Below are 20124 nucleotides of genomic sequence, written 5' to 3'. Positions count from 1 at the left end.
CTGACATGCACGATCTCCCCGCGCCATGGGCCTGAAGGACGCCGCCGTCAACGCGCGCTGGCGCCTCGCCGGCCACCGCCGCCCGCTGCCCGACGCCTTCTCGGCGCCGCTCGCCGGCCTCCGCGGCCTCGAGGTCGGCGGCCCGACCGACCGCTTCAAGCAGGGCGGGATCTGGCCGCTCTACCCGCGGCTGGCCAGCTGCGACGCCGTCCAGTGGCGCGCCGACACGGCCTGGCACCAGCTCGACGAGAGCGCCCCGTACGCGCCCGACGGCGCGCCGCTGGGGAGACTGGTCGTGGTCGAGAGCGGGCAGCTCGAAGGGCTGCCGGACAGCTCCTGGGACGTGCTGATGACGTCGCACGTGATCGAACACTTCGCCAACCCGCTCGCCGAGCTGGAGGCGTGGCGGCGGGTGCTCGTGCCGGAGGGCTGGATCGCGCTCGTCGCGCCCCACCGCGAGGGCACCTTCGACCATCGCCGCCCGGTCACGCCGCTGGAGCACATCGTCGCCGACCACGCGGCCGGCACCGGCGAGGACGACCTCACCCACCTGGACGAGACGCTGGCGCTGCACGACCGCTCGCGCGACGCCGACGACTCGCCGCGCGAACAGTGGGAGGCGGCGCGGCGCGACAACCTCAACACGCGCCTGCTGCACCACCACGTCTTCGACGGCGGAGCGATCGTGCGGCTGCTCGACCGCGCCGGGATCCAGCTGCACCACATCGCGGTCCGCCACCCGCATGACACGTTCGTGCTCGGCCGCTTCGTGCCGGAGGGCGCGCGGCCCGACAACGCGGTCGCGCTCGCGCCGACGGCGCCGTGGCGCCGCCGCAGCCCGTTCGCCGGCGACCGCGCCGCCGGCTGAACGAGCGTCGCGCCGGCCTCAGGCGGAGAGCAGCTCGAGGTCGGCGCGGACCATCAGGCGGATCAGCTCCTCGAAGGTCGTCTCCGGCTCCCAGCCGAGCTGCTGCTTCGCCTTCGACGGGTCGCCGATCAGCAGGTCGACCTCGGCCGGACGGACGAATCTCGGGTCGATCCGGACGTATCTCTCGTAGCTGCCGAGACCGGCCTCGTCGAAGGCGACCTCGACGCACTCGCGCACGGTGTTGGTCTGGCCGGTGGCGATCACGAAGTCCTCGGCGGTGTCCTGCTGCAGCATCAGCCACATCGCCTTGACGTAGTCCTTCGCGTAGCCCCAGTCGCGCTTGGCGTCGAGGTTGCCGAGCGCCAGCTCGTCCCTCAGGCCGAGCTTGATCGCGGCCGCGTGCCAGGTGATCTTGCGTGTCACGAACTCCAGCCCGCGGCGCGGCGACTCGTGGTTGAAGAGGATGCCGCTGGTCGCGTGGAGGTCGTAGGACTCGCGGTAGTTGATCGTGATGAAGTGGCCGTAGACCTTCGCGACGCCGTAGGGCGAGCGCGGGTAGAGCGGCGTCTCCTCGTTCTGCGGGACCTCGCGCACCTTGCCGAACATCTCGGAGCTGGAGGCCTGGTAGAAGCGGGCCTCGGGCGCCGCCTCGCGGACCGCCTCGAGCATCCGCGTGACGCCGACGCCGGTGAAGTCGGCGGTCAGCGTCGGCTGGACCCACGACAGCGCGACGAAGCTCATCGCGGCGAGGTTGTAGATCTCCTCCGGCGCCGCCGCGCGCAGCGTGTCGACGAGCGAGCGCTGGTCGAGCAGGTCGCCCTGATGGAGGGTGATGCGGTCGCGCAGGTGCTCGATGCGGTCGAACTTCTCGGTCGACGCGCGGCGCACCATCCCGTGCACCTCGTACCCCTGCTCGAGCAGCAGCTCGGCGAGGTAGGAGCCGTCCTGGCCGGTGATCCCGGTGATGAGCGCTCTCTTGCGTGAAGCCATCCGGGCAGCCTACGCAACGGGCGTCGGACCCGTCGTCAGCGGACGGCGCGGGTGAGCACGGCGAGCGTCTCGTCGACGTGCCGCTCCCACGAGAAGGTCGCGGCCCGCGCACGTCCGGCCGCCGCCAGCCGCGCCCGCAGCGCGTCGTCGGCGAGGCCGCGCGCGAGCGCCTCCGCGATCGCGCCGGCGTCGTGCGGGTCGGCGTAGAGGGCCGCCTCGCCGGCGACCTCCGGCAGGCTCGAGACGGGCGAGGTCAGCACCGCCGTGCCGGCGTGCATCGCCTCCAGCAGCGGCAGCCCGAAGCCCTCGTAGATCGACGGATAGGCGAACAGCTCGGCGCCGCGGTAGAGGCCCGGCAGGTCCTCCTCGTCGACGAAGCCGAGCACCTGCACGAGCTGCTCGTGGCGCGCCAGCACGGCGTCCAGCTCGGACCGCTCCCAGCCGCGCGCGCCGACCAGCACCAGTCTCGCGCCGTGGCGCTGCTGCGCCGTCAGCGAGGCGAACGCCTCGATCAGCCGCGGCAGGTTCTTGCGCGGCTCCAGCGTCCCGACCGACAGCACGTAGGGGCCGTCGAGGTCATGCCGCTCGCGCACCCGCGCGACGTCGGCGTCGGTCGCGCCGGCGAACTGCTCGGAGGCGGCCAGCGGCGAGACAACCGCCAGCGGCGCGGCGTTCGGGAAGTGCGCGATCAGGTCGTCGGCGGTCGCCTGCGAGATGCAGATCGCGGCGGCGGTGCGGCGCAGCGCGAGCGGCAGCGTCGCGCGCTCGATCCACATCGAGCTGCGCTTCGGCACCAGCCTGCGGTCGAAGGTCGTCATGTCCATCACCATCAGCACCGACGGGATCCGCAGGAACCACGCCGTCAGGTAGCTGTTGGTCGACAGGTAGACGTCGCAGCGGCCGTTGATGCGATCGGCGGCGCGCAGGTGCCAGAGCGGGTCCGGCGCCGGCAGCAGCGCCCACCTGAAGCGCTCGTCGAGCGCGACCTCCTCCCACCGCTCGCGGGCGTAGAGGACGTAGCGGTGATCGCTGTCGCCGGCCGCGAGCGTGCGCAGCTGCTCGCGCACGACGGTGCCGCGGCCGCCGCGCTCCTCGACCGCCGCGCGGCAGTCGAGCCCGATCGTGAGCGGGCCGCCGTCGTGGGGGCGCTGTCGTCGTCCGAGCACGGGCGAAGCGTTGCAGACGGCGGTCGCGCGCGCCCGCGCCGCGCCGGGCGGGCATCGGGGCGAGTCGCTACGGTGCTGTGCGTGGCGAGCAGAGATCCCAACTACATCCCGCCGTGGAAGCAGCGCCTCGGTTCGGCGCTCCACCGTTCGCGCATCTTCGCGCGCTCCGGCGCCGGCCCCGCCTACATGCGCTGGACGCGCAAGCGCAGCCGCACGGCGCGCCGCGCGGCCGAGGCGCGCGGCGAGCAGCACCTGTCGCGCCCGGCGCTGTACGACCTCGACGCCAAGCTCGAGCCGTACCTCGCCGAGATCGAGCGCGGCTTCTTCGTCGAGGCCGGCGCCAACGACGGCTTCGACCAGTCGAACACCTACTACCTCGAGCGCTTCCGCGGCTGGCGCGGGCTGCTCGTCGAGCCGATCCCGCACCTCCACCGCGAGGCCGTGCTGGAGCGTCCCGGCTCGAACGTCGTCCACGCCGCGCTGGTCGCGCCGGAGCTGGAGGGGACGAGCGTCGAGCTGCGCTACGGCGGCCTGATGTCGGTCGTCGCCGGCTCGAAGGGCTCGGCCGCGGAGGAGCGCGAGTACGTCCAGAGCGCCTTCCGCCTCGGGCTCGAGCCGGAGATGCTCGTCTCCGCCCCCGGCCGCACGCTGTCGTCGCTGCTGGACCAGCTCGGCTCGCCGGCGATCGACTTCATGTCGCTCGACCTCGAGGGCTACGAGCCGCAGGCGCTGCGCGGCCTCGACCTCGACCGCCACGCGCCCCGCTACCTGCTGATGGAGGCGTGGGACGAGGGCGATCGCGGCTCGCTCGCCGACGTGCTCGGCGAGCGCTACCGCTTCGTCGAGCAGCTGACGCCGCAGGACGCGCTCTTCGCACGGGTCGACTGACGACGTGAGCGCGGCGGCAGTCCGGAGCGTGCGCGAGCGGGACCTGCCGGCCGGGCCGTGGCCCGCGCTGGCGGGGCTGGTCGTGCTCGCCGCCGTGCTGCGGCTCGCGACGCTCGGGCTGCAGAGCATCTGGTTCGACGAGGCCGCCACCTGGCAGCTGACGCAGCTGCCGTTCGGCGACATGCTCAGAGCGCTGCCGCACAGAGAGAGCAATCCGCCGCTCTTCTACGTGCTCGAATGGCTGACCGTCAGAGCCGCGGGCGACGGCGAGGTCGGGCTGCGGCTCGTCTCCGCGCTCGCCGGGATCGCGCTCGTGCCGGTCGCGTTCGCGCTCGGGCGCCGGATCGGCGGCGCCCGCGCGGGGCTCGCGACGGCGGCGCTGATCGCCGTCAACCCGCTGCTGATCTGGTTCTCGCAGGAGGCGCGCAGCTACGAGCTGGTGGCGCTGCTGAGCGCCGCCGGGCTGCTGCTGTTCCTGCACGCGCTCGACGACCCGCGCCCGCGCCTGCTGGCGTGGTGGACGCTGCTGTCGGCGCTGGCGCTCTGCAGCCACTACTTCGCCTGCTTCGTGCTCGCGCCGCAGCTCGTCTGGCTGCTGTGGAGACATCCGCGCCGCGGCGCCGTGCTCGCCTCCGTCGCCGCGCTGGCGGTCGTCGCAGCCGCGCTGCTGCCGCTGCTGCTGGCGCAGCGCGACAACCCCTACGACATCGCCGGCGCGGCGGTCGCGACGCGGCTGGCGCAGATCCCGAAGCAGTTCCTGCTCGGCTACCGCGGCCCGGGGGCGCTGCCGACCGGCATCCTCGGCGCGGCGCTGGTGGCGGGCGGGCTGTGGCTGCTGGCGCGGCACGCCGAGCGGCGCGTGCGCGAGCGGGCGCTGCTGGTCGGCGCGATCGGGCTGTGCGGGCTGGCGCTTCCGCTCGCCGGCGCGGTCGTCGGCGCCGACTACCTCAACGCGCGCAACCTGATCCCGGCGGTCGTGCCGCTGGCGGCGGCGATCGCGACCGGCTTCGCGACCGTCGCCCCCGGCCGCGGCGCGCGCGCCGGCCTCGCGCTGCTGACCGCGCTGTGCGCGCTGTCGGTCGCGGTCGTGATCGCCGTCGCGGCCGACAAGCAGTACCAGCGGCCCGACTGGAAGGGGCTGGCGCAGGCGCTCGGCGACGCGCCCGAGGACCGCGCCGTCGTCGTCTCGCCGGCCAACGGCGTCGTCGCGCTGCGCTACTACCGCCGTGAGCTGCGGATGGTGCCGTGGGCCGGCCTGCCGCTGCGCGCCGTCGACGTCGTCACGGTCGCCAGCTCGCCCGGCCCCGGCGACCCGCCGGTGCTGCCGCCGCAGGTCGGCAGCGCCCTGCCGGACGGCGCCTGGGGCCCGCCGAGACGGACCCGCACCAGCACCTACGAGCTGCTCAGATTCCGCCAGCCGACGCCCACCGTGGTCGTGCCCGAGCGGGTCGCGGCCGTGCGCTTCTCGCAGCTGCCGCCGGCGGTCGATCTGCTGCCGGCCGGAAGGTGACGTCCGTCACACTGGGCGCGATCGTGCAGGGCCGGCGCCGTCCCTTGCCCTAAACTTCAGCAAGACAGGCGAATCCGCAGCCGCGCGGGGTGGTTGCAGGAATTCGCGCAGCAACCGCGCAACCTTCGGATGTTTGGCCCGTTGGAGTTGGCGGAAGTCTCCTCCAATCGTCGCTACGGCGACCGCGTATGTCCACCTCTTCCTTCGACGTCATCCCCCATTCCTACGCGCCCGACCGGGTCGCGCCGCCTGCACCGGCGTCGCCCGCGCCGGAGCTGCCGCCGGTCGAGCTGGTCCCCGTGCTCGACCTGCCGCTCGCCGTCACCGACTACGAGCGCGCGCTCGACTGGATCGACGCCGCCGTCGCCGCCGATGCGCGCGAGTACGTCTGCGTCGCCGCCGTCCACACGGTGATGGAGGCGCGCGAGGACGAGGCGCTGCGCGCGGCCGTCGCACGCGCCGCCTTCACCGTCCCGGACGGCCAGCCGCTCGCCTGGGCGCTGCGCGCGCTGGGGCATGACATCGACAGCCGCGTCTACGGCCCCGAGCTGATGGCGCGCGCCTGCGCCCGCGCCGCCGCCAGCGGCCAGCGCCACTACCTCTACGGCGGGCGTGACCAGAGCGCGCTCTTCAAGCTGACGCTGAGGCTGCGCCAGCGCTTTCCCGGCCTGCGCATCGTCGGCGGCTGGTCGCCGCCGTTCCGCGCGCTGTCGGAGCAGGAGCTGGACGCGATCGCCGCCGACATCAACCGCGCCCGCCCGGACGTCGTCTGGGTCGGCATCGGCGTGCCGAAGCAGGAGAAGTGGATGGCCGCGATGCGCGACCGGCTCGACGCGCCGGTCCTGATCGGCGTCGGCGCCGCCTTCGACTTCCACGCCGGCCTCGTCCCGCAGGCGCCCGCGTGGATGCAGCGCAACGGCCTCGAGTGGGCCTACCGGCTCAAGCAGGAGCCGAGACGCCTGTGGAAGCGCTACGCCCGTCACAACCCGCGCTTCGTGACCGGTTTCGCGAAGCAGTGGGTCGCGGAACGGCGCAACCGCCCCGCCCGCTAGCCTCTCACGGGCAATGAGCGACACCACGCCCGACGTCGCGGTCATCGGCCTCGGCCGGATCGGACTCCCCCTCGCCCTCAGCTTCGCCGACCGCGGTCTGAGCGTGATCGGCGTCGACAACGACACCGCCCGCCTCGGCGCGATCGCCGAGGGCCGGATGCCCTTCATGGAGACCGGCGCCGACGAGCTGATCGCCCGCGTCCACGCCTCCGGCCGCCTGACGACGACCTCCTCGGTCGCCGACGCGGCCGCCGCCGACGCGATCGTGCTGACGCTCGGCACGCCCTCGCTGTCGCACATCGAGATCGACATGAGCGACATCCGCTCGGTCCTCGACGACCTGCTGCCGCTGCTGCGCGAGGGCCAGACGATCGTGCTGCGCTCGACGATCGCGCCCGGCACGACCGAGTTCGTCGCCGGCTACCTCGAGCGCAAGCGCGGCCTGCGCTCCGGCGTCGACGTCTTCGTCGCGCACGCGCCGGAGCGGATCGCCGCCGGCAAGTTCCTCGAGGAGATCGACACGCTGCCGTGCATCATCGGCGGCGTCGGCGAGGAGGCCGGCGCGCGCACCGCGCGGCTGTTCGGCGTCTTCGACGCGGAGATCGTGCAGACGACGCCGGTGCAGGCCGAGCTGGCGAAGATCTGGGCGAACATCATGCGCTACACGACCTTCGCGCTGCCGAACCTGCTGATGATGGACTGCGAGCAGTACGGCGCGAACGTCTTCGACGTGATCGACCTCGTCAACAAGGACTACCCGCGCGGCGGCCTCGCCCAGCCCGGCTTCACCGCCGGCACCTGCCTGCGCAAGGACTTCGCCTTCTCGGAGGAGCGCTCGAACGCGCCCGGCATGCTGCTGGCCGTCTCGCGCGTCAACGAGTCGGTGCCGAACTTCCTCGTCACCGGCCTCAAGCGCCGCATCGCCGGCGGCTCGCTGCGCGACAGAAAGGTCGCCGTGCTGGGGCTCGCCTTCAAGAAGGACACCGACGACGAGCGCGACTCGCTCGCGCACAAGCTCGTGCGGCTGCTGGAGCGCGAGCTGGCCGACGTCGCCGTCCACGACCCGCACGTCGCCTCGCCGACGCAGCCGCTGGAGGAGGCGCTGCGCGACGCCGACGTCGTGATCGTCGCCGCCAACCACTCCGAGTTCTCCTCGTCGCAGACGACGCAGGCGATAGCCGCGCTGGCGACCGACGGCGCGCTCGTCGTCGACCCCTGGAACTGCCTCGGCAGCGGCCAGGTGTTCGCGTTCGCCGACGAGCTGGCCGCGCTCGCGGGCACGGAGCCGACGCGCTCATGACGCGCGTGCTCGTCACTGGCGGCGCCGGCACGATCGGCGCCGCGGTCGTCCGCCGCCTGCTGCGCGACCCCGCCTACGAGGTGCGCGTCTCCGACCAGCGCGAGGCGCCGCAGTGGATGCGCGAGGGCTGCGAGATCCACACCGGCGACCTGCGCGACGTCGAGCAGGCGAAGGCCGCGATGGACGGCTGCCCGCTCGTCATCCACCTCGCCGCGATCGTCGGCGGGATCGGCAACTTCCACAAGCTGCCGTACACGCTGACGGAGATGAACAACGGCCTCTACAACGGGGTCTTCCGCGCCGCGATCGACCTCGGCGTCGAGCGCTTCACGTACGTCTCCTCCTCGATGGTGTTCGAGAACGCGACCGAGTACCCGACGACCGAGGCCTACCTGCCGAGCTGCCCGGTGCCGACGTCGGCCTACGGCTTCTCGAAGCTGACCGGCGAGATCTACTGCCGCGCCGCGCACGTCGAGCACGGCCTGCCGTACACGATCTGCCGCCCCTTCAACGCCTACGGACCGGGCGAGATGCCCGACCCCGAGCCCGGCATCGCGCACATGGTCCCGGACGTCATCAAGAAGGTCCTGGGCGGCCAGAAGCCGCTGCAGATCTTCGGCTCCGGCACGCAGACGCGCACGCTCACGCACATCGACGACATCGCCGACGGGATCGTCGTCGCGACCGGCCACCCGGCCGCCCTCAACGAGGACTTCAACGTCTCCGCCTCCGAGGAGCTGACGATCGCCGAGACGGCGCGGATCATCTGGGAGGAGTGCGGCGAGGACCCCGGCGCCTTCCAGCTCGAGCACCTGCCGACCTTCGAGGTCGACGTCGTGCGCCGCTGGCCGTCGGTCGAGAAGGCGAGAGCGCTGCTCGGCTGGGAAGCGAGAATCGGCGTGCGCGAGGGGATCGCGGCGACCGTCGCGTGGCTGCGCGAGCAGGACCTCACGCAGGGCAGCCACCTCAGCTCGCTGGGGAAGTAGCCGCACGCCGCGGCGGATGGCGGACGGCCGCTCGGGCCGCCCGCCGTGTCCCCTGCTCAGCGCTTCGTCAGCGCCTTCTTCTTCGCGGTCGCTCTCGCCCCGCAGCCGGCGACGTTCAGCCGCTGGCCGGCCTGCTCCAGCCGGCCGCTCTGCGCGCGAAAGGAGAGCTGCGAGACCAGCCCGCGTCTCGTCGCCGCGGCGCAGAGGTTGCGGGTGACGCCGATCGCGCCGCGTCTGCCGGCGACGAGGTTGAGTCTGAAGCTGCGGATCGGCACGTCCGGGATCGTGTCGAACGAGGTCTGCAGCGACAGGTCGCGCGGGATCGTGATCTTGCCGGTGAGGTCGATCGTGACGCCGGCCTCACGGCCCGCTCCGCGCAGCCGCACCATCAGGTCCGGCAGTCTGCGCGCCGGGTTTCTGACGAGCTGGAGCGTGCCCGTCAGCGGGTTGCGCAGGACCGGCGTCGTCGCCGTCGCGGTGCCGACGTTCTTGTCGCAGGCGCCGGCCTCGAACTGGTCGAGCGTGCAGGCGTCGCGGATCACCTCCATCCGCGAGTTCAGCGTTCTCGGCAGCTTCACCGTCACGACGCGGTTGTTGACCTGGCCGTCGGTCATCCGCAGCAGCGCCGTCAGCGGCGTCGTGACGCCCTTGCGCGTGCGGCCTCTGCCGCCGACCTGCAGCGCCAGCTTCGGCGCGTAGGGCAGCGCCCGGCAGTTGCCGACCTGGAAGCGCGAGCCGACGTTCGCGGCGGTGCCCGTGCTCGACCGCAGCACCCCGCCGATCCGCTTCTCCGAGCAGGAGGTCGGGTTGACCATGAAGCCGGGCTTGTCGATCGCGACCGTCACCTGGCGCATCCGCAGCGGGATCCCTTCGAGGATCGTCGGGAACGGGTCGGAGACGATGCTCAGCGCCGCCGTTCTGCGGTCGACGTGGATCGCGGCCCGCACGACGACGGTCCCGAGGTCGAACGGCCCGGCGACCGCCGGCACGACGATCGAGAGGCCGAACGGCCCGCCCTTGTACGGCCCCGTCAGGTAGACGCCGCGACCGCTCAGCTGGAACGGGTTCTGGCCCGCGCCGACTGCCGTCCCGACGCTGCCGATGCGCGACGACTCGCCGCACGTACCGGCCGCGGCGGAGGCGTCGTCGCAGAGGTCGCTGGCGGCGACCATCCCCATCATCCCGGCGGGCAGGCTCACCGACAGGTCGCCGAGGTCCTGCTGCGCGTCGTCGCGCCCGAACGCGAGCGTGAACGTCGACGCGGCGCCGGCCGAGGCGTTGCCCATGCCGGCGACGAACGACGGCGCGAAGCCGAGCGGCGCGCACGCTCTGCCGCTGGCGTCCTGCGTGATCTCGAACGTGTCGGTCGTGGTCGCGACCTGGCCCGACCAGGCCGTGATCTCGCTCGTGGTCGTGTGCGTCCCGCACGTGCGCGGGTTCGTCAGCGGCGCGGTCGGCCCGCCGTCGAGGCGGACCGTCAGCGCCGAGAACGGCAGCTGCGGCGCGCCGTCGAAGACGGCATGGAGCTGGCCCGTGACCGGGTCGGGCGTGATCCGCCCCTCCTGCTTGATCGTCACGCCGTGGCCCTTGGCGATCAGGAACAGGCGCAGCATCTCGCCCGTCTGCGATCTCATCGACAGCGGCGTGCCGAGGAAGACGCCGCCCTCCAGCGGCCCCGCGAGCAGCGGCGTGTCGATCTGCACCGAGCCGATCCGCGACGCGGACGGGCAGCTCGACGCCGCCTCGCTCAGCAGCGCGGCCTGCGCGTCGGAGCAGCCGACGAGCCCCTGCGCGCTCGACGGCGACACCGCCGTGCCCTCGGGCAACGTGACGCTGACGGTCCGCACCGACGGCGTCGCGAGCCCGTCGCCGCGCAGGTTCTGCGGCACCGTCACGCGCATCTCGTACCCGGCCGGCACGCCGGCGCGCGGGCTGTCGGGCGTGGCCGCGAAGTCGGGCTCGAACGTCAGCCGGTCGCAGCCGGAGATGCCGTCCTGCGGGGTGTAGGCGGCGGTGACCCAGGTCTCGGGCCGCTCCCACGAGCGCGTGCGCAGCTGGACCGGCAGCGCCGGCCCGCACTGCGACGCGAGCGTCAGCATCGGGATCTGCTCGCCGCCGCCGGGCCCGCCGAGGTCGCCCAGGGCGCCGAGCAGGGTGCCCGGCCCGTTCAACGCGGCCGGGACGCCGAACAGGTACGTCTGCGAGCGCAGCAGCGCCAGCGCCGTCGAGATGTCGCGGATGTTCGTCTGCAGCGTGTAGCGCCCGTCGCTGTTGACCTTCATGTCCATCACCACGTCGACGGCGATCACGTTGAAGGCGAAGCGCGCGACGACGCCCTCCGGCGGCACGACGTTGTAGACGACCGAGCCCTGGATGTCATCGCCGCGGGCGGCGGCGTAGGAGAGGACGTGCTTGCCGACGGCCGTCTGCGGCGCGCATCTGCCATCGATGAACGCCGACATCGGGCAGCGGGGCGTGGCGACGGCGCTGCCGTAGATGCCGGGCGGCAGCTCCAGCTCGATGTCCTTCGCGGTGCCGTCGGGGATCGTCTGCGGGAGCGGCCCGGTGCTGACGTTTCTGCCTCTGATTCTGATGTCGACGACGAGCAGGTCCGGATGCGCCCCGGCCTGCGTGACCTCGTCCCCGAGCACGAGGCCGCCGGCGCCGTCGTCGACGAGGTCGACCGCTCTGGCGGTGAAGGTCTCGACGCCGTAGTTCTCGCCGTACTCGGCGGCCGGTGCCGCGCCCGCGAGCGACAGCGAGGCCAGCAGGCCCGCGATCGTCGCGATCCCGGCGCGCGCCGTCCGTCCGCGGAGCCGTCGCTTGGTCGTGCGCATGCGTGACGCGTTCCCTTCGGTCTGATCGATCTGGCGGGTCATCGCGCGGCACCTCGCGTGCTCGGCGCGCGCAGCGTGAGCGTCGTCAGCTGCACGCCCGGCCGGCCGGAGTAGGAGACCCGCAGCGCGAGCTTGAGCGAGCCCTGTCTGCGCAGCTGTCTGCGCGCCGCGCTGGAGAGCCGCAGTGTCAGGCGGACGCTCCCGCCGCCCGTCGCCTTGCGCGTGGCCGAGGCGACGACGACGCCGGCGCGTCTGCCGATCCTCGCCCGCACGACGGCTCTGACGGTGCCCGCGTGCGAGACCTCGACGGCGAGCGCCGTGCGACCGCTCCTGGCCCAGCCGGCGAGCGCTCTGCCGCTCAGCGGCGTGGTGCCGAAGACCTTCGTGACGCGCGGCGCGGCGGGGTCGTCGCGATCGGCCGGGCCCGCGAACAGCGCGGTGCCCGGGTCGGCCGGCGGCAGGAACGGCTGCGGCTCGCCCTGGCAGTCGCCGACGCACTCGGGCGCGGCGGCCGGCACCGCGAAGCCGCCGCCGACCTTCGCGGCGTAGAGGTCGGGGACGCCGTTGTCGACGTCCTGCAGCGCGAGCCGCTCGGAGCTGATCAGGTAGGCCTCGCGTCCGTCGTCGGAGGCGCCGACGACGGACGCGGCCGTCGCGGCCGTGCCCGAGCTGAGCAGCTGCGGTCTCCCGGCGTGCCACACGTACGCGTCGTATCTGCCGTTCACGTCGGTCGGCACGAGCGACGAGGCGGCCGTGTAGAAGACGTCGCCCGCGTCGCTGACCTGGCCATGTGTGTCGATGCCGTCGGCCGCCAGGTAGCCGCTGTCGTCCGCCGTGTTCCCCTCCGGCGTGCAGGTGATGCAGGCGAGCTGCCCGGTCGGGTTGGAGTACAGGTAGGTCTCCCCGAAGAGGCTGCCGGTGGGGAAGCCGAGGTCGCCGCCCGTCTTGAAGGCGAAGTACTCGCCGTTGGGCGACAGCGCTTCCTGGCTGACGACCGGGCTCTGTCTGGCCACCGATCTGGGCGCGCCGTCGCCGAACCGCCAGATCGCCCCCACGCCGTCGACGTAGCCGCTGACATAGCCCTCGGAGAGGTCGTCGGTCGCGGCCAGGAGGCTGCCCTCGATCCCGAGCGCAGTGACCGCGCCGGTGTCGAGATCGGCGCGGTAGAGGGCCGTCGACCCCGCCGACGGGTCACCGGTCAACTGCGTCGTGCAGCGGAAGATCAGCCGGCGCCCGTCTGGGCTGAGCTTGGCGATCTCGGCCCCTTCGCAGACGCGTCTGGCGGACCCGAAGGCCGGCTCGGTCGTGGTCCCGCTGACGGGGTCGTGCACGAGCAGTCTCGCCGTTCCGAAGAAGGCCGGCTCGGACTCGAAGACGATCCGCGAGCCGTCGTCGGCCATCAGCGCCGTCCCCGGCGTGACCGGCAGCGGCTGGCCGTCGGGGCCGACGCTCACGAGCGCGATCGGCCGGTCGCCGCGGCGGATCCAGAGGTGCTCGACCGACTCGTCCGGCAGCGCGGGGTCGTACCGGCGGCCGCTCTGCATCAGCACGCTGGAGAGGTCGTCTGAGGCTGCGACGAAGCGGACCTCGGCGATCGAGGCGTCGGTCGCGGGCGAGCCGCTGCTGAGCCAGCTGTGGCTGCCGTCGCCTCTCACCAGGAAGAGGTCGGCGGAGACTCTCGGCGCGCGCGCCGATCCGCCCGTGTCGGACGGATAGAGCGGGTACGCCGTTCTCACGACGGCCTGCGTGAAGTCCTGCGAGAAGGCGAGCGCAACGGGTGAGTCGGCCAGCCGCGGGATGCGGTCGCCGCGGAGGGCGGGCACGAACGGGGTGGTGATCCAGCCGTTGTCGGTGCGATGCGCGGCGAAGTCGGCGCCGATGTTGCTTCTGCCGCCGGCGAACACGCCGGGCGAGCGGAAGTGGAGGACGCCGCCCGCCGGCGAGACGAATCTCATCAGCTGGATCTTGTTGCCGTTCTTGTCGGCCGGCGAGACCAGCTCGAAGGCACGGCAGTCCGGCAGGCGCGTGGAGCCCTGCTGCGCGCGGATCGCTGCGTTGGGACAGTCGTCGACCGCCTGCGCGGGCGCTGCGGCTCCCGCGAGCGCCGCGACCGCGCCCGCCGCGGCGGCGGCGAGCGTCTTCACCAGGGTCATCCGTGTGTGCCTCCTCCTGAGCGCGCGCCCGGTCCAGCGGCCACCTCGCTCATCTCTCTCCATGAAGCCGGAAAAACGCGACCGTTCACTCCGGGACTGGCGTCACCATAGAACGGTGAGTTTTTGGTTGTCAAGCCGGACGGCGCGACTCGCGCGGAGACGCCGCTCTACTGTTTCCGAGGCGATGCGCGTCCCTTCCGCCACGATCGTCGTGCCGACGCGCGACCGACCCGGCTATCTCGACGTGTCGCTGGCGTCGATCGCGCCGCAGGCGCGGACGGCCGGGGCCGAGATCGTGGTCGTGCTCGACGGTCCCGACGCCGCCAGCGCCGCCGTCGCCGAGCGCCACGGCGCGCAGGTCGTCACGCTGCCGGCGCCGAGCGGCCCCAACGCCGCGCGCAACGCCGGCATCGACACCGCCGAGGGCGAGCTGCTGATCTTCGTCGACGACGACGTGCGCGCGCCGGCGGGCTGGCTGCCGGCGCTGCTGGCGGCGGCCGACGCCTCGCCCGAGGTCGACGTCTTCACCGGCCCGATCCGCGCCGTCCTGGAAGGCGGCGGACCGCACGCCTGCGGCCGCGACGCGGCGCCGATCACCGCCTTCGACGCCGGCCCGGCCGACGTCGACGTGCCGCTGGCCTGGAGCGCGAACATCGCGATCCGCCGCGGCGCCTTCGAGACCGCCGGCCGCTTCGACGAGACGATCCCGGTCGGCGGCGACGAGGAGGAGTGGGAGGAGCGCCACCGCACCGCCGGCGGCCGCATCCGCTACGTCGCCGCCGCCGGCCTCGACCATCGCCGCACGCCGTCCGACGCGACGCTGAGAGCGCTCTCGCGCGCGGCCTTCTTCCGCGGCCGCGCCGGCCGCCGCACCGACGCGCGCAAGGGCGTCGCGCCGTCGCTCGCGCGCGAGCTGCGGACGCTCGCCGGCTGCTGCTGGCACGTGCCGCGGCGGCGCTGCCTCAACGGCGTCGTGATGGCCGCTCACAGCGCCGGCCGGATCGCGCAGACGGTGAGACCGCGATGAGCGCCGCCAAGAGCGAGAACCCGTTCGCCTCCGGCGAGTCGGGGATCGTCGGCGGCATCCGCCTGAACGTGCGCACGCGCGTCGAGGACGCGCTGCTGGACGCCCGCCGCGTCGCCGCGCTGGAGCCGCTGCGGCTCGCGCGCGCCGCCGCCGCCGCGCCGCCGCGCCGCCGCGTGCTGGTGCTGGCGATCGAGCGGACCGACCGCGCCAACCTGCTGCCGCAGGCGCGCGCAGAGCTGGCCCGCTCGCGCCACGAGGTCACGCTGGAGACGACCGACGTCGGCGGCCGCGGCAAGTGGGAGAACCTCAACCTGCTGCTCGAGCGCACGCCCGCCGGCGGGCGCGACTGGCTGCTGCTGCTCGACGACGACGTCGCGCTGCCACACGGCTTCCTCGACCGCTTCCTGTTCCTCGCCGAGCGGTTCGACCTGCGGCTGGCGCAGCCGGCCCACCGCCGCCGCTCGCACGCCGCCTGGCGCGTCACCAGACGCCAGGGCGGCAGCGTCGCGCGCGAGACCGGCTTCGTCGAGATCGGGCCGCTGACGGCGCTGCACGCGAGCACCTTCGAGACGCTGCTGCCGTTCCCGCAGCTGAAGGCCGGCTGGGGCCTCGACGCTCACTGGGGCGCGGTCGCGCGCGAGCAGGGCTGGCCGATCGGCGTCGTCGACGCGACCCCGATCCGGCACGTGCTGCGCCCGATCGCCGACAGCTACCGGCGCGAGGCGGCGGTCGCGGAGGCGCGCGACTTCCTCGCCGAGCGCCCGCACGTGACGGCGGCGGAGGCGCAGCGCACGCTGACGACCCACCGGGGCTGGTAGTGCGCGTCGCGATCGTCGCCGAGCTGTACCCGCGCGCCAGCGACCCCGTGCTCGGCGTCTGGGCGCACCGCCAGGCGCTCGCCGCGCGCGACGCCGGCGCCGATGTGCGCGTGCTCGTGCTGCACCGCCCGCTGCCGCCGCTGGCCGCCGTCAAGCGGCTCGACCTCGGCGCGCTGCGCACGGCGTCGAGCCAGCCGCGGCGCGTCGAGCTGGACGGGATCGAGGTCACCTACGTGCCGTACGTCTCACCGCCGCGGCCGTGGAGCTACGGCGCCTGGGGCGCGTGGGCGGCGCCGGCGCTGAAGCGCGCGCTGCGGGAGCTGCACGCGCGCTTCCCGTTCGAGCTGGTCCACGCCCACTACGCCGTCCCGGCCGGCGACGCCGTCCGCCGCGCGCTGCCGGGCGCGCCGCTGGTCGTCTCGGTCCACGGCGGCGACGTGCTGGCGACGATCGAGCGCAGCCCCTACGCCCGCCGCACCGTCGCGCGCAGCTTCGAGCACGCGAAGCTGGTGCTCGCCAACAGCGCCGGCACCGCCGTCCGCTGCCGCGCCGCCGGCGCGACGGCCGACAAGGTCGAGGTCGTCCACCTGGGGACCGACCTGCCGCCGCTGCCCGCCGCCTCCGCCGTGCCAGACGCCTCCGCCGCGCCTGGCGCCCTCGCCTCCGCCCCCGCGAGCCGCCCGCCGACCCTCGCGACCGTCGGCCACCTCGTCGCGCGCAAGCGCCACGCCGACGTGCTGCACGCGCTGGCGCGGCTCGTCCCCGACCATCCGGCGCTGCGCTGGGAGATCGTCGGCGACGGGCCGGAGCGGCCGGCGCTGGAGCAGCTCGCGCGCCAGCTCGGCGTCGCCGAGCGGGTCGGCTTCCGCGGCCAGCTGCCGCCGGCGCAGGCACGCGAGCGCGCCCAGTCGGCCGACCTGTTCGTGCTGCCGAGCGTCGACGAGGCGTTCGGCGTCGCCTACGTCGAGGCGATGGCCGGCGGCGTGCCGGCGATCGGCTGCGCCGGCGAGGACGGCCCGCAGGAGATCGCCGCGCTCGGCGGCGGGCTGCTGACCGTGCCGCCGCGCGATCCCGCCGCGCTCGCCGCGCTGATCGACCGCCTGCTGCGCGACGACGCGGAGCGGGCCGCGCTCGGCGCCGCCGCGCGCGCGACCGTCGAGGCGCGCTTCACCTGGCCCGGCTGCGGCGCCGCGACCGTCGCCGCGTACCGCCGCGCGCTCGCCCGCTGAGCGCAGCGCCGACGCGCCAGAGCGATGCGCTGACACCGGCTCCTGCCAGCGGTGTTTGCCGCTCAGGCGGCCGGGTATCAGGCGGGCAAGGTGTTCTCCCGGCCCGGCGCGCCTCGGGTCGGGGGGCCGCCTCTGCCGCGCTGGTCCTGGTCGACGGAGGCCGCCCCCGGTCCCGGGCTTCCGTCGCCGGCGCGGCACCCCTTCGGCGCAACGGGGAGGGGCACTGACCTGTCGGTGCTCCTCCCCGGCGCCGGAGGCATGCTCTCCACCCGCAACTTCCCGGTCCGTCCGCCGTTGGTAGGTTGAACGACCCCGGCGTCGAAGGTCCTTTCTGATGCGTTTCTCCCCGCTCCCGCTCATCCTGGCCGTGCTCGCGCTCGGCGTCACTGCCGCGCCCGCCGCGGCGTCGACCGCCGACGCGATCATCAAGGACTGCTCGACCTCGCCGACCGGTCTGCTGACCGGCAGCTACGCGAAGAGCGACCTGCGCGACGCGCGCAAGCTGGTGAGAGGCGACATCGCCGAGTACACCGGCTGCATGGACGCAATCAACGCCGCGCTCAACGCGAGAGCGCCCGACAACGGCAACAACAACTCGAACGGCGGCAACGGCGGCAACGGCGGCAACGGCTCGAACGGGAGCAACGGCTCCAACGGCGGCAACACCAGCCCCGGCACCAGCAGCCCCGGCAGCACCCCGGGCAGCAGCAGCGGCTCCGACGGCTCCTTCGGCAGCACCGCCGGCAGCACCAGCAACGCGCCCGGCAACGGCAGCGGCGACGGCGGCGCGAGCAGCGGCACGACGCCCGCCCCCGCTCCCGCGCCGACGCCGGCACCGACCCAGCAGGCCGGCAGCGGCGCGCCCGTCAGAGTCGGCGGCACGACCGTCACGCCCGGCATCCCGGCCTCCTTCTCGGACGATCGCCGCGCGCTGCCGACGCCGCTGATCGCCTTCCTCGTGCTGCTCGCCGCCGGCGCGATCGGCTTCGGCGCACCGACGATCGGGCGACGTGTCCTCGCTCGCAGACGCGCCTGAGAACGAGCCGGCCGAGCTGACCTCGCCGGCGTCCGACGACGCCGGCGCGCCCGTTCGCGCCCAGGGATTGCGCGGGCGCCTCGCCGCGCATCCCGACCCGCCGCTGACGCTCGCGCTGGCGGCGCTGATCGTCGCCGTCTCGTTCGTCTCCGGCGGCGGCAGCTCGCTCGACTCGACGACCGGGCCGGAGATCGCGCTGACCGTGATCGGCAGCCTCTGCGTCGCGTTGGCGGCGCTGACGGCGACCGGCAGCCGGCGCCTGTGGGGCGGCATGACGGTGCTGCTGTTCGGCGCGCTGACGGCGCTGACGGCGATCTCGATCAGCTGGTCGGTCGCCCCGTCGGACTCGTGGGCGGCGGCGAACCTGACGCTCGCCTACCTCGCCGCCTTCGCCGGCGCGGCCGCGCTCGTGCGGATCGCCGCCGGCCGCTGGACGGCGATCATCGGCGGGATCGTGCTGGCGGCGCTGGCGCTGTCCGGCTGGGCGCTGCTGGTGAAGGTCTTCCCGTCGCTGGAAGGGGTCGACACCGGCACCGCGCGGCTGCGCGCGCCGTTCGACTACTGGAACGCCGTCGGCCTGATGGCCGTGCTCGGCATCCCCGGCTGCCTCTGGGTCGGCGCCCGCCGCGACGGCCACGCCGCCCTGCGCGCGCTGTCGGTGCCGGCGCTGACGGTGCTGCTGACGGCGATGCTGCTGGCCTACAGCCGCGGCGCGCTGCTGAGCACGCTGCTCGTCGTCGTGCTGTGGTTCGCGATCGTGCCGCTGCGACTGCGCGGCGCGGCGATGCTGCTGGCGGCCGGCGTCTGCACCGCGATCGTCGGGCTGTGGTCGTTCGGGAACGACGGGCTGGCGAGGGACGGCGTCCCGCTCGACGTCCGCGCCGACGCCGGCCACGATCTCGGCCTGCTGCTGCTGACGGTGCTGATCGTCACCTTCATCGCCGGGCTCGCGCTCGCCTTCTCGACCTCGCGCGGCCAGTGGTCGCCGCAGCGGCGGCAGACGGTCGGCGCCGTGCTGCTGGTGCTGGTCGCGCTCGTGCCGATCGCGGGCGTCGGCAAGCTCGCGCTCTCCGACCGCGGCCTGACCGGCTCGATCTCCGACAGATGGCACGAGCTGACCGACCCCAACGCGCAGCAGCCCGGCAACGACCCCGGCCGCTTCACCTCCGCCGGCGGCGTCCGCGCCAGATACTGGGACGACGCCTTCAAGCTGTGGAAGTACAACAGCAACACGCGCTGGGCCGGCGTCGGCGCCGACGGCTACAGATCGGCGCGACGGGCGCTGCAGAGAGACCGCCTGCGCGCCGGCCACGCCCATGGCTACGTGCCGCAGACGCTCGCCGACCTCGGCCTCGTCGGGCTCGGCGTCAACCTGCTGCTGCTGGCGGCGTGGCTGACCGCCGCGCTGCGCGCGACCGCGTTGCTGCCGCGCCGCCGCTACGGCGCCTGGGCGCTCGCCGCGATCGGCGCGCGCGACACGCGCGTGCCGGCGCCGCGACGGCCGGCGCAGGAGTGGACGCCGGAGCGGATCGGCCTCGTCACGCTCGCGCTGACCGCCGTCGGCTTCGGCTTCCACTCGGCCGTCGACTGGACCTGGTTCATCCCCGGCACCGCGATCACCGGCCTGATCGCCGCCGGCTGGGTCGCCGGCCGCGGCCCGCTCGCCGACCCGCCGCCGCCCGGCCGCCTGCCGCGCCCGCTGCTGGCCGCCCGCGGCCGGCTGCTCGCGGCGCTGGCGGTGCTCGTCGCCGGGCTGATCGGCGCCTGGACGATCTGGCAGCCGCTGCACGCGATGAACGTCAACGACGACGCGCTCGCGCTGCTCGACGCCAACAGAGCGCCGCAGGCGGCCGCGAAGGCGCGCGATGCCCACAAGATCAACCCGCTCGCGGTCGAGCCGCTGTTCGCGCTGTCGGAGGCGCTCGTCGCGCAGGGCAGAGCCGAGGAGGCGCTGAGAACGCTGCAGCAGGCGGTCGAGCTGCAGCCGGCGAACGCGCAGACGTGGCTCAACCTCGGCCGCCTCGAAGCCGACCAGGGCGACGCGCAGGGCGCGCTGAGAGCGTACGAGGCGGCGGTCTTCGTCGACCCGTGGAATCCCGCCACGCAGCTCGCCCTGATGCAGGCGCAGGCGAGCGCCGGCGCCACGGCGCCCTGACAGCCGCGCTCCAGACCGGAAGCGGCGCTGCCGATGACCGGTTCGAGTCCAGAACCGCTCCAATCCCGCCATCGCGCAGGAGCGGGCGCGTCAAGAGGGTATTCCCAGT

Annotated in this window: 15 protein-coding genes; 11 read left to right on the top strand and 4 right to left on the bottom strand. The window is 74.1% G+C overall.

Annotated elements, in window-relative coordinates; genetic code table 11:
- Nucleotides 1-25: 25 nt before the first annotated feature.
- Nucleotides 26-868 (top strand): methyltransferase domain-containing protein, encoded by an 843-nt coding sequence (locus Q7L73_RS02785; RefSeq protein ID WP_304685978.1) that lies wholly within the window; start codon nucleotides 26-28, stop codon nucleotides 866-868.
- A gap of 18 nt (nucleotides 869-886) precedes the next feature.
- Here the strand turns inward: Q7L73_RS02785 and gmd are convergent, their stop codons facing one another.
- Together gmd and Q7L73_RS02775 are read right to left on the bottom strand one after the other, a co-directional pair.
- On the bottom strand, nucleotides 887-1858 hold the full coding sequence (gmd, locus tag Q7L73_RS02780; protein WP_304685977.1) for a GDP-mannose 4,6-dehydratase: 972 nt from the start codon (nucleotides 1856-1858) through the stop codon (nucleotides 887-889).
- Between the two features lie 35 nt (nucleotides 1859-1893).
- A complete protein-coding gene (locus Q7L73_RS02775; protein WP_304685976.1) occupies nucleotides 1894-3024 on the bottom strand; it encodes a glycosyltransferase family 1 protein in 1131 nt (376 codons plus the stop codon).
- Between the two features lie 81 nt (nucleotides 3025-3105).
- Here Q7L73_RS02775 and Q7L73_RS02770 point away from each other — a divergent pair, with 81 nt between their 5' ends.
- The 5 genes from Q7L73_RS02770 (at nucleotide 3106) to Q7L73_RS02750 (ending at nucleotide 8760) form a co-directional block, all read left to right on the top strand.
- Nucleotides 3106-3912 carry an FkbM family methyltransferase gene (locus tag Q7L73_RS02770; RefSeq protein WP_304685975.1) on the top strand — a complete coding sequence of 269 codons (807 nt, stop codon included), beginning with the start codon at nucleotides 3106-3108 and terminating at the stop codon, nucleotides 3910-3912.
- Between the two features lie 4 nt (nucleotides 3913-3916).
- Nucleotides 3917-5422, top strand: coding sequence for a glycosyltransferase family 39 protein (locus Q7L73_RS02765; protein ID WP_304685974.1), 1506 nt, complete (start codon nucleotides 3917-3919; stop codon nucleotides 5420-5422).
- Nucleotides 5423-5610: 188 nt separating this feature from the next.
- The gene (locus Q7L73_RS02760; protein WP_304685973.1) at nucleotides 5611-6474 is read left to right on the top strand and encodes a WecB/TagA/CpsF family glycosyltransferase; all 864 of its coding nucleotides are present in this window, start codon (nucleotides 5611-5613) and stop codon (nucleotides 6472-6474) included.
- Between the two features lie 13 nt (nucleotides 6475-6487).
- The gene (locus Q7L73_RS02755; RefSeq protein WP_304685972.1) at nucleotides 6488-7774 is read left to right on the top strand and encodes a nucleotide sugar dehydrogenase; all 1287 of its coding nucleotides are present in this window, start codon (nucleotides 6488-6490) and stop codon (nucleotides 7772-7774) included.
- On the top strand, nucleotides 7771-8760 hold the full coding sequence (locus tag Q7L73_RS02750) for an NAD(P)-dependent oxidoreductase (RefSeq protein WP_304685971.1): 990 nt from the start codon (nucleotides 7771-7773) through the stop codon (nucleotides 8758-8760). Before Q7L73_RS02755 ends, Q7L73_RS02750 begins: the two co-directional genes overlap by 4 nt.
- A 56-nt stretch (nucleotides 8761-8816) precedes the next feature.
- Here Q7L73_RS02750 and Q7L73_RS02745 read toward each other — a convergent pair whose 3' ends face one another.
- Together Q7L73_RS02745 and Q7L73_RS02740 are read right to left on the bottom strand one after the other, a co-directional pair.
- On the bottom strand, nucleotides 8817-11597 hold the full coding sequence (locus tag Q7L73_RS02745; protein WP_304685970.1) for a hypothetical protein: 2781 nt from the start codon (nucleotides 11595-11597) through the stop codon (nucleotides 8817-8819).
- Nucleotides 11598-11635: 38 nt separating this feature from the next.
- Nucleotides 11636-13750 carry a hypothetical protein gene (locus Q7L73_RS02740; RefSeq protein ID WP_304685969.1) on the bottom strand — a complete coding sequence of 705 codons (2115 nt, stop codon included), beginning with the start codon at nucleotides 13748-13750 and terminating at the stop codon, nucleotides 11636-11638.
- A gap of 184 nt (nucleotides 13751-13934) precedes the next feature.
- On the opposite strand from Q7L73_RS02740, the gene Q7L73_RS02735 reads away from it, so the two are divergent.
- The 5 genes from Q7L73_RS02735 (at nucleotide 13935) to Q7L73_RS02715 (ending at nucleotide 20015) form a co-directional block, all read left to right on the top strand.
- On the top strand, nucleotides 13935-14777 hold the full coding sequence (locus tag Q7L73_RS02735) for a glycosyltransferase family 2 protein (RefSeq protein WP_304685968.1): 843 nt from the start codon (nucleotides 13935-13937) through the stop codon (nucleotides 14775-14777).
- Nucleotides 14774-15595: a hypothetical protein gene (locus tag Q7L73_RS02730; RefSeq protein ID WP_304685967.1), complete on the top strand. Its 822-nt coding sequence runs from the start codon at nucleotides 14774-14776 to the stop codon at nucleotides 15593-15595. Before Q7L73_RS02735 ends, Q7L73_RS02730 begins: the two co-directional genes overlap by 4 nt.
- Complete coding sequence (locus tag Q7L73_RS02725; protein WP_304685966.1) at nucleotides 15595-16824, top strand: glycosyltransferase; 1230 nt, start codon at nucleotides 15595-15597, stop codon at nucleotides 16822-16824. Before Q7L73_RS02730 ends, Q7L73_RS02725 begins: the two co-directional genes overlap by 1 nt.
- A 334-nt stretch (nucleotides 16825-17158) precedes the next feature.
- Entirely contained in the window at nucleotides 17159-17860 is a 702-nt protein-coding gene (locus tag Q7L73_RS02720) for a hypothetical protein (RefSeq protein ID WP_304685965.1), read from the top strand.
- Complete coding sequence (locus Q7L73_RS02715) at nucleotides 17835-20015, top strand: tetratricopeptide repeat protein (protein WP_304685964.1); 2181 nt, start codon at nucleotides 17835-17837, stop codon at nucleotides 20013-20015. The genes Q7L73_RS02720 and Q7L73_RS02715 overlap by 26 nt, the downstream gene beginning before the upstream one ends.
- Nucleotides 20016-20124 lie beyond the last annotated feature (109 nt).

The sequence above is a fragment of the Conexibacter sp. CPCC 205762 genome, from assembly GCF_030646155.1.
In the GTDB taxonomy this organism is placed as follows: domain Bacteria; phylum Actinomycetota; class Thermoleophilia; order Solirubrobacterales; family Solirubrobacteraceae; genus Conexibacter.
The sequence above is the reverse complement of the archived record's forward strand: the minus strand, read 5'-3'. Positions and strand labels throughout refer to the sequence as shown.

What these genes read in the sequence shown, in the direction of transcription:
- Q7L73_RS02735 (WP_304685968.1), top strand. Translation starts at nt 13,935, where the DNA reads ATGCGCGTCCCTTCCGCCACGATCGTCGTGCCGACGCGCGACCGACCC.
- Q7L73_RS02745 (WP_304685970.1), bottom strand. Translation starts at nt 11,597, where the DNA reads ATGCGCACGACCAAGCGACGGCTCCGCGGACGGACGGCGCGCGCCGGG.
- Q7L73_RS02760 (WP_304685973.1), top strand. Translation starts at nt 5,611, where the DNA reads ATGTCCACCTCTTCCTTCGACGTCATCCCCCATTCCTACGCGCCCGAC.
- Q7L73_RS02755 (WP_304685972.1), top strand. Translation starts at nt 6,488, where the DNA reads ATGAGCGACACCACGCCCGACGTCGCGGTCATCGGCCTCGGCCGGATC.
- Q7L73_RS02740 (WP_304685969.1), bottom strand. Translation starts at nt 13,750, where the DNA reads ATGACCCTGGTGAAGACGCTCGCCGCCGCCGCGGCGGGCGCGGTCGCG.
- Q7L73_RS02730 (WP_304685967.1), top strand. Translation starts at nt 14,774, where the DNA reads ATGAGCGCCGCCAAGAGCGAGAACCCGTTCGCCTCCGGCGAGTCGGGG.
- gmd (WP_304685977.1), bottom strand. Translation starts at nt 1,858, where the DNA reads ATGGCTTCACGCAAGAGAGCGCTCATCACCGGGATCACCGGCCAGGAC.
- Q7L73_RS02720 (WP_304685965.1), top strand. Translation starts at nt 17,159, where the DNA reads ATGCGTTTCTCCCCGCTCCCGCTCATCCTGGCCGTGCTCGCGCTCGGC.
- Q7L73_RS02785 (WP_304685978.1), top strand. Translation starts at nt 26, where the DNA reads ATGGGCCTGAAGGACGCCGCCGTCAACGCGCGCTGGCGCCTCGCCGGC.
- Q7L73_RS02750 (WP_304685971.1), top strand. Translation starts at nt 7,771, where the DNA reads ATGACGCGCGTGCTCGTCACTGGCGGCGCCGGCACGATCGGCGCCGCG.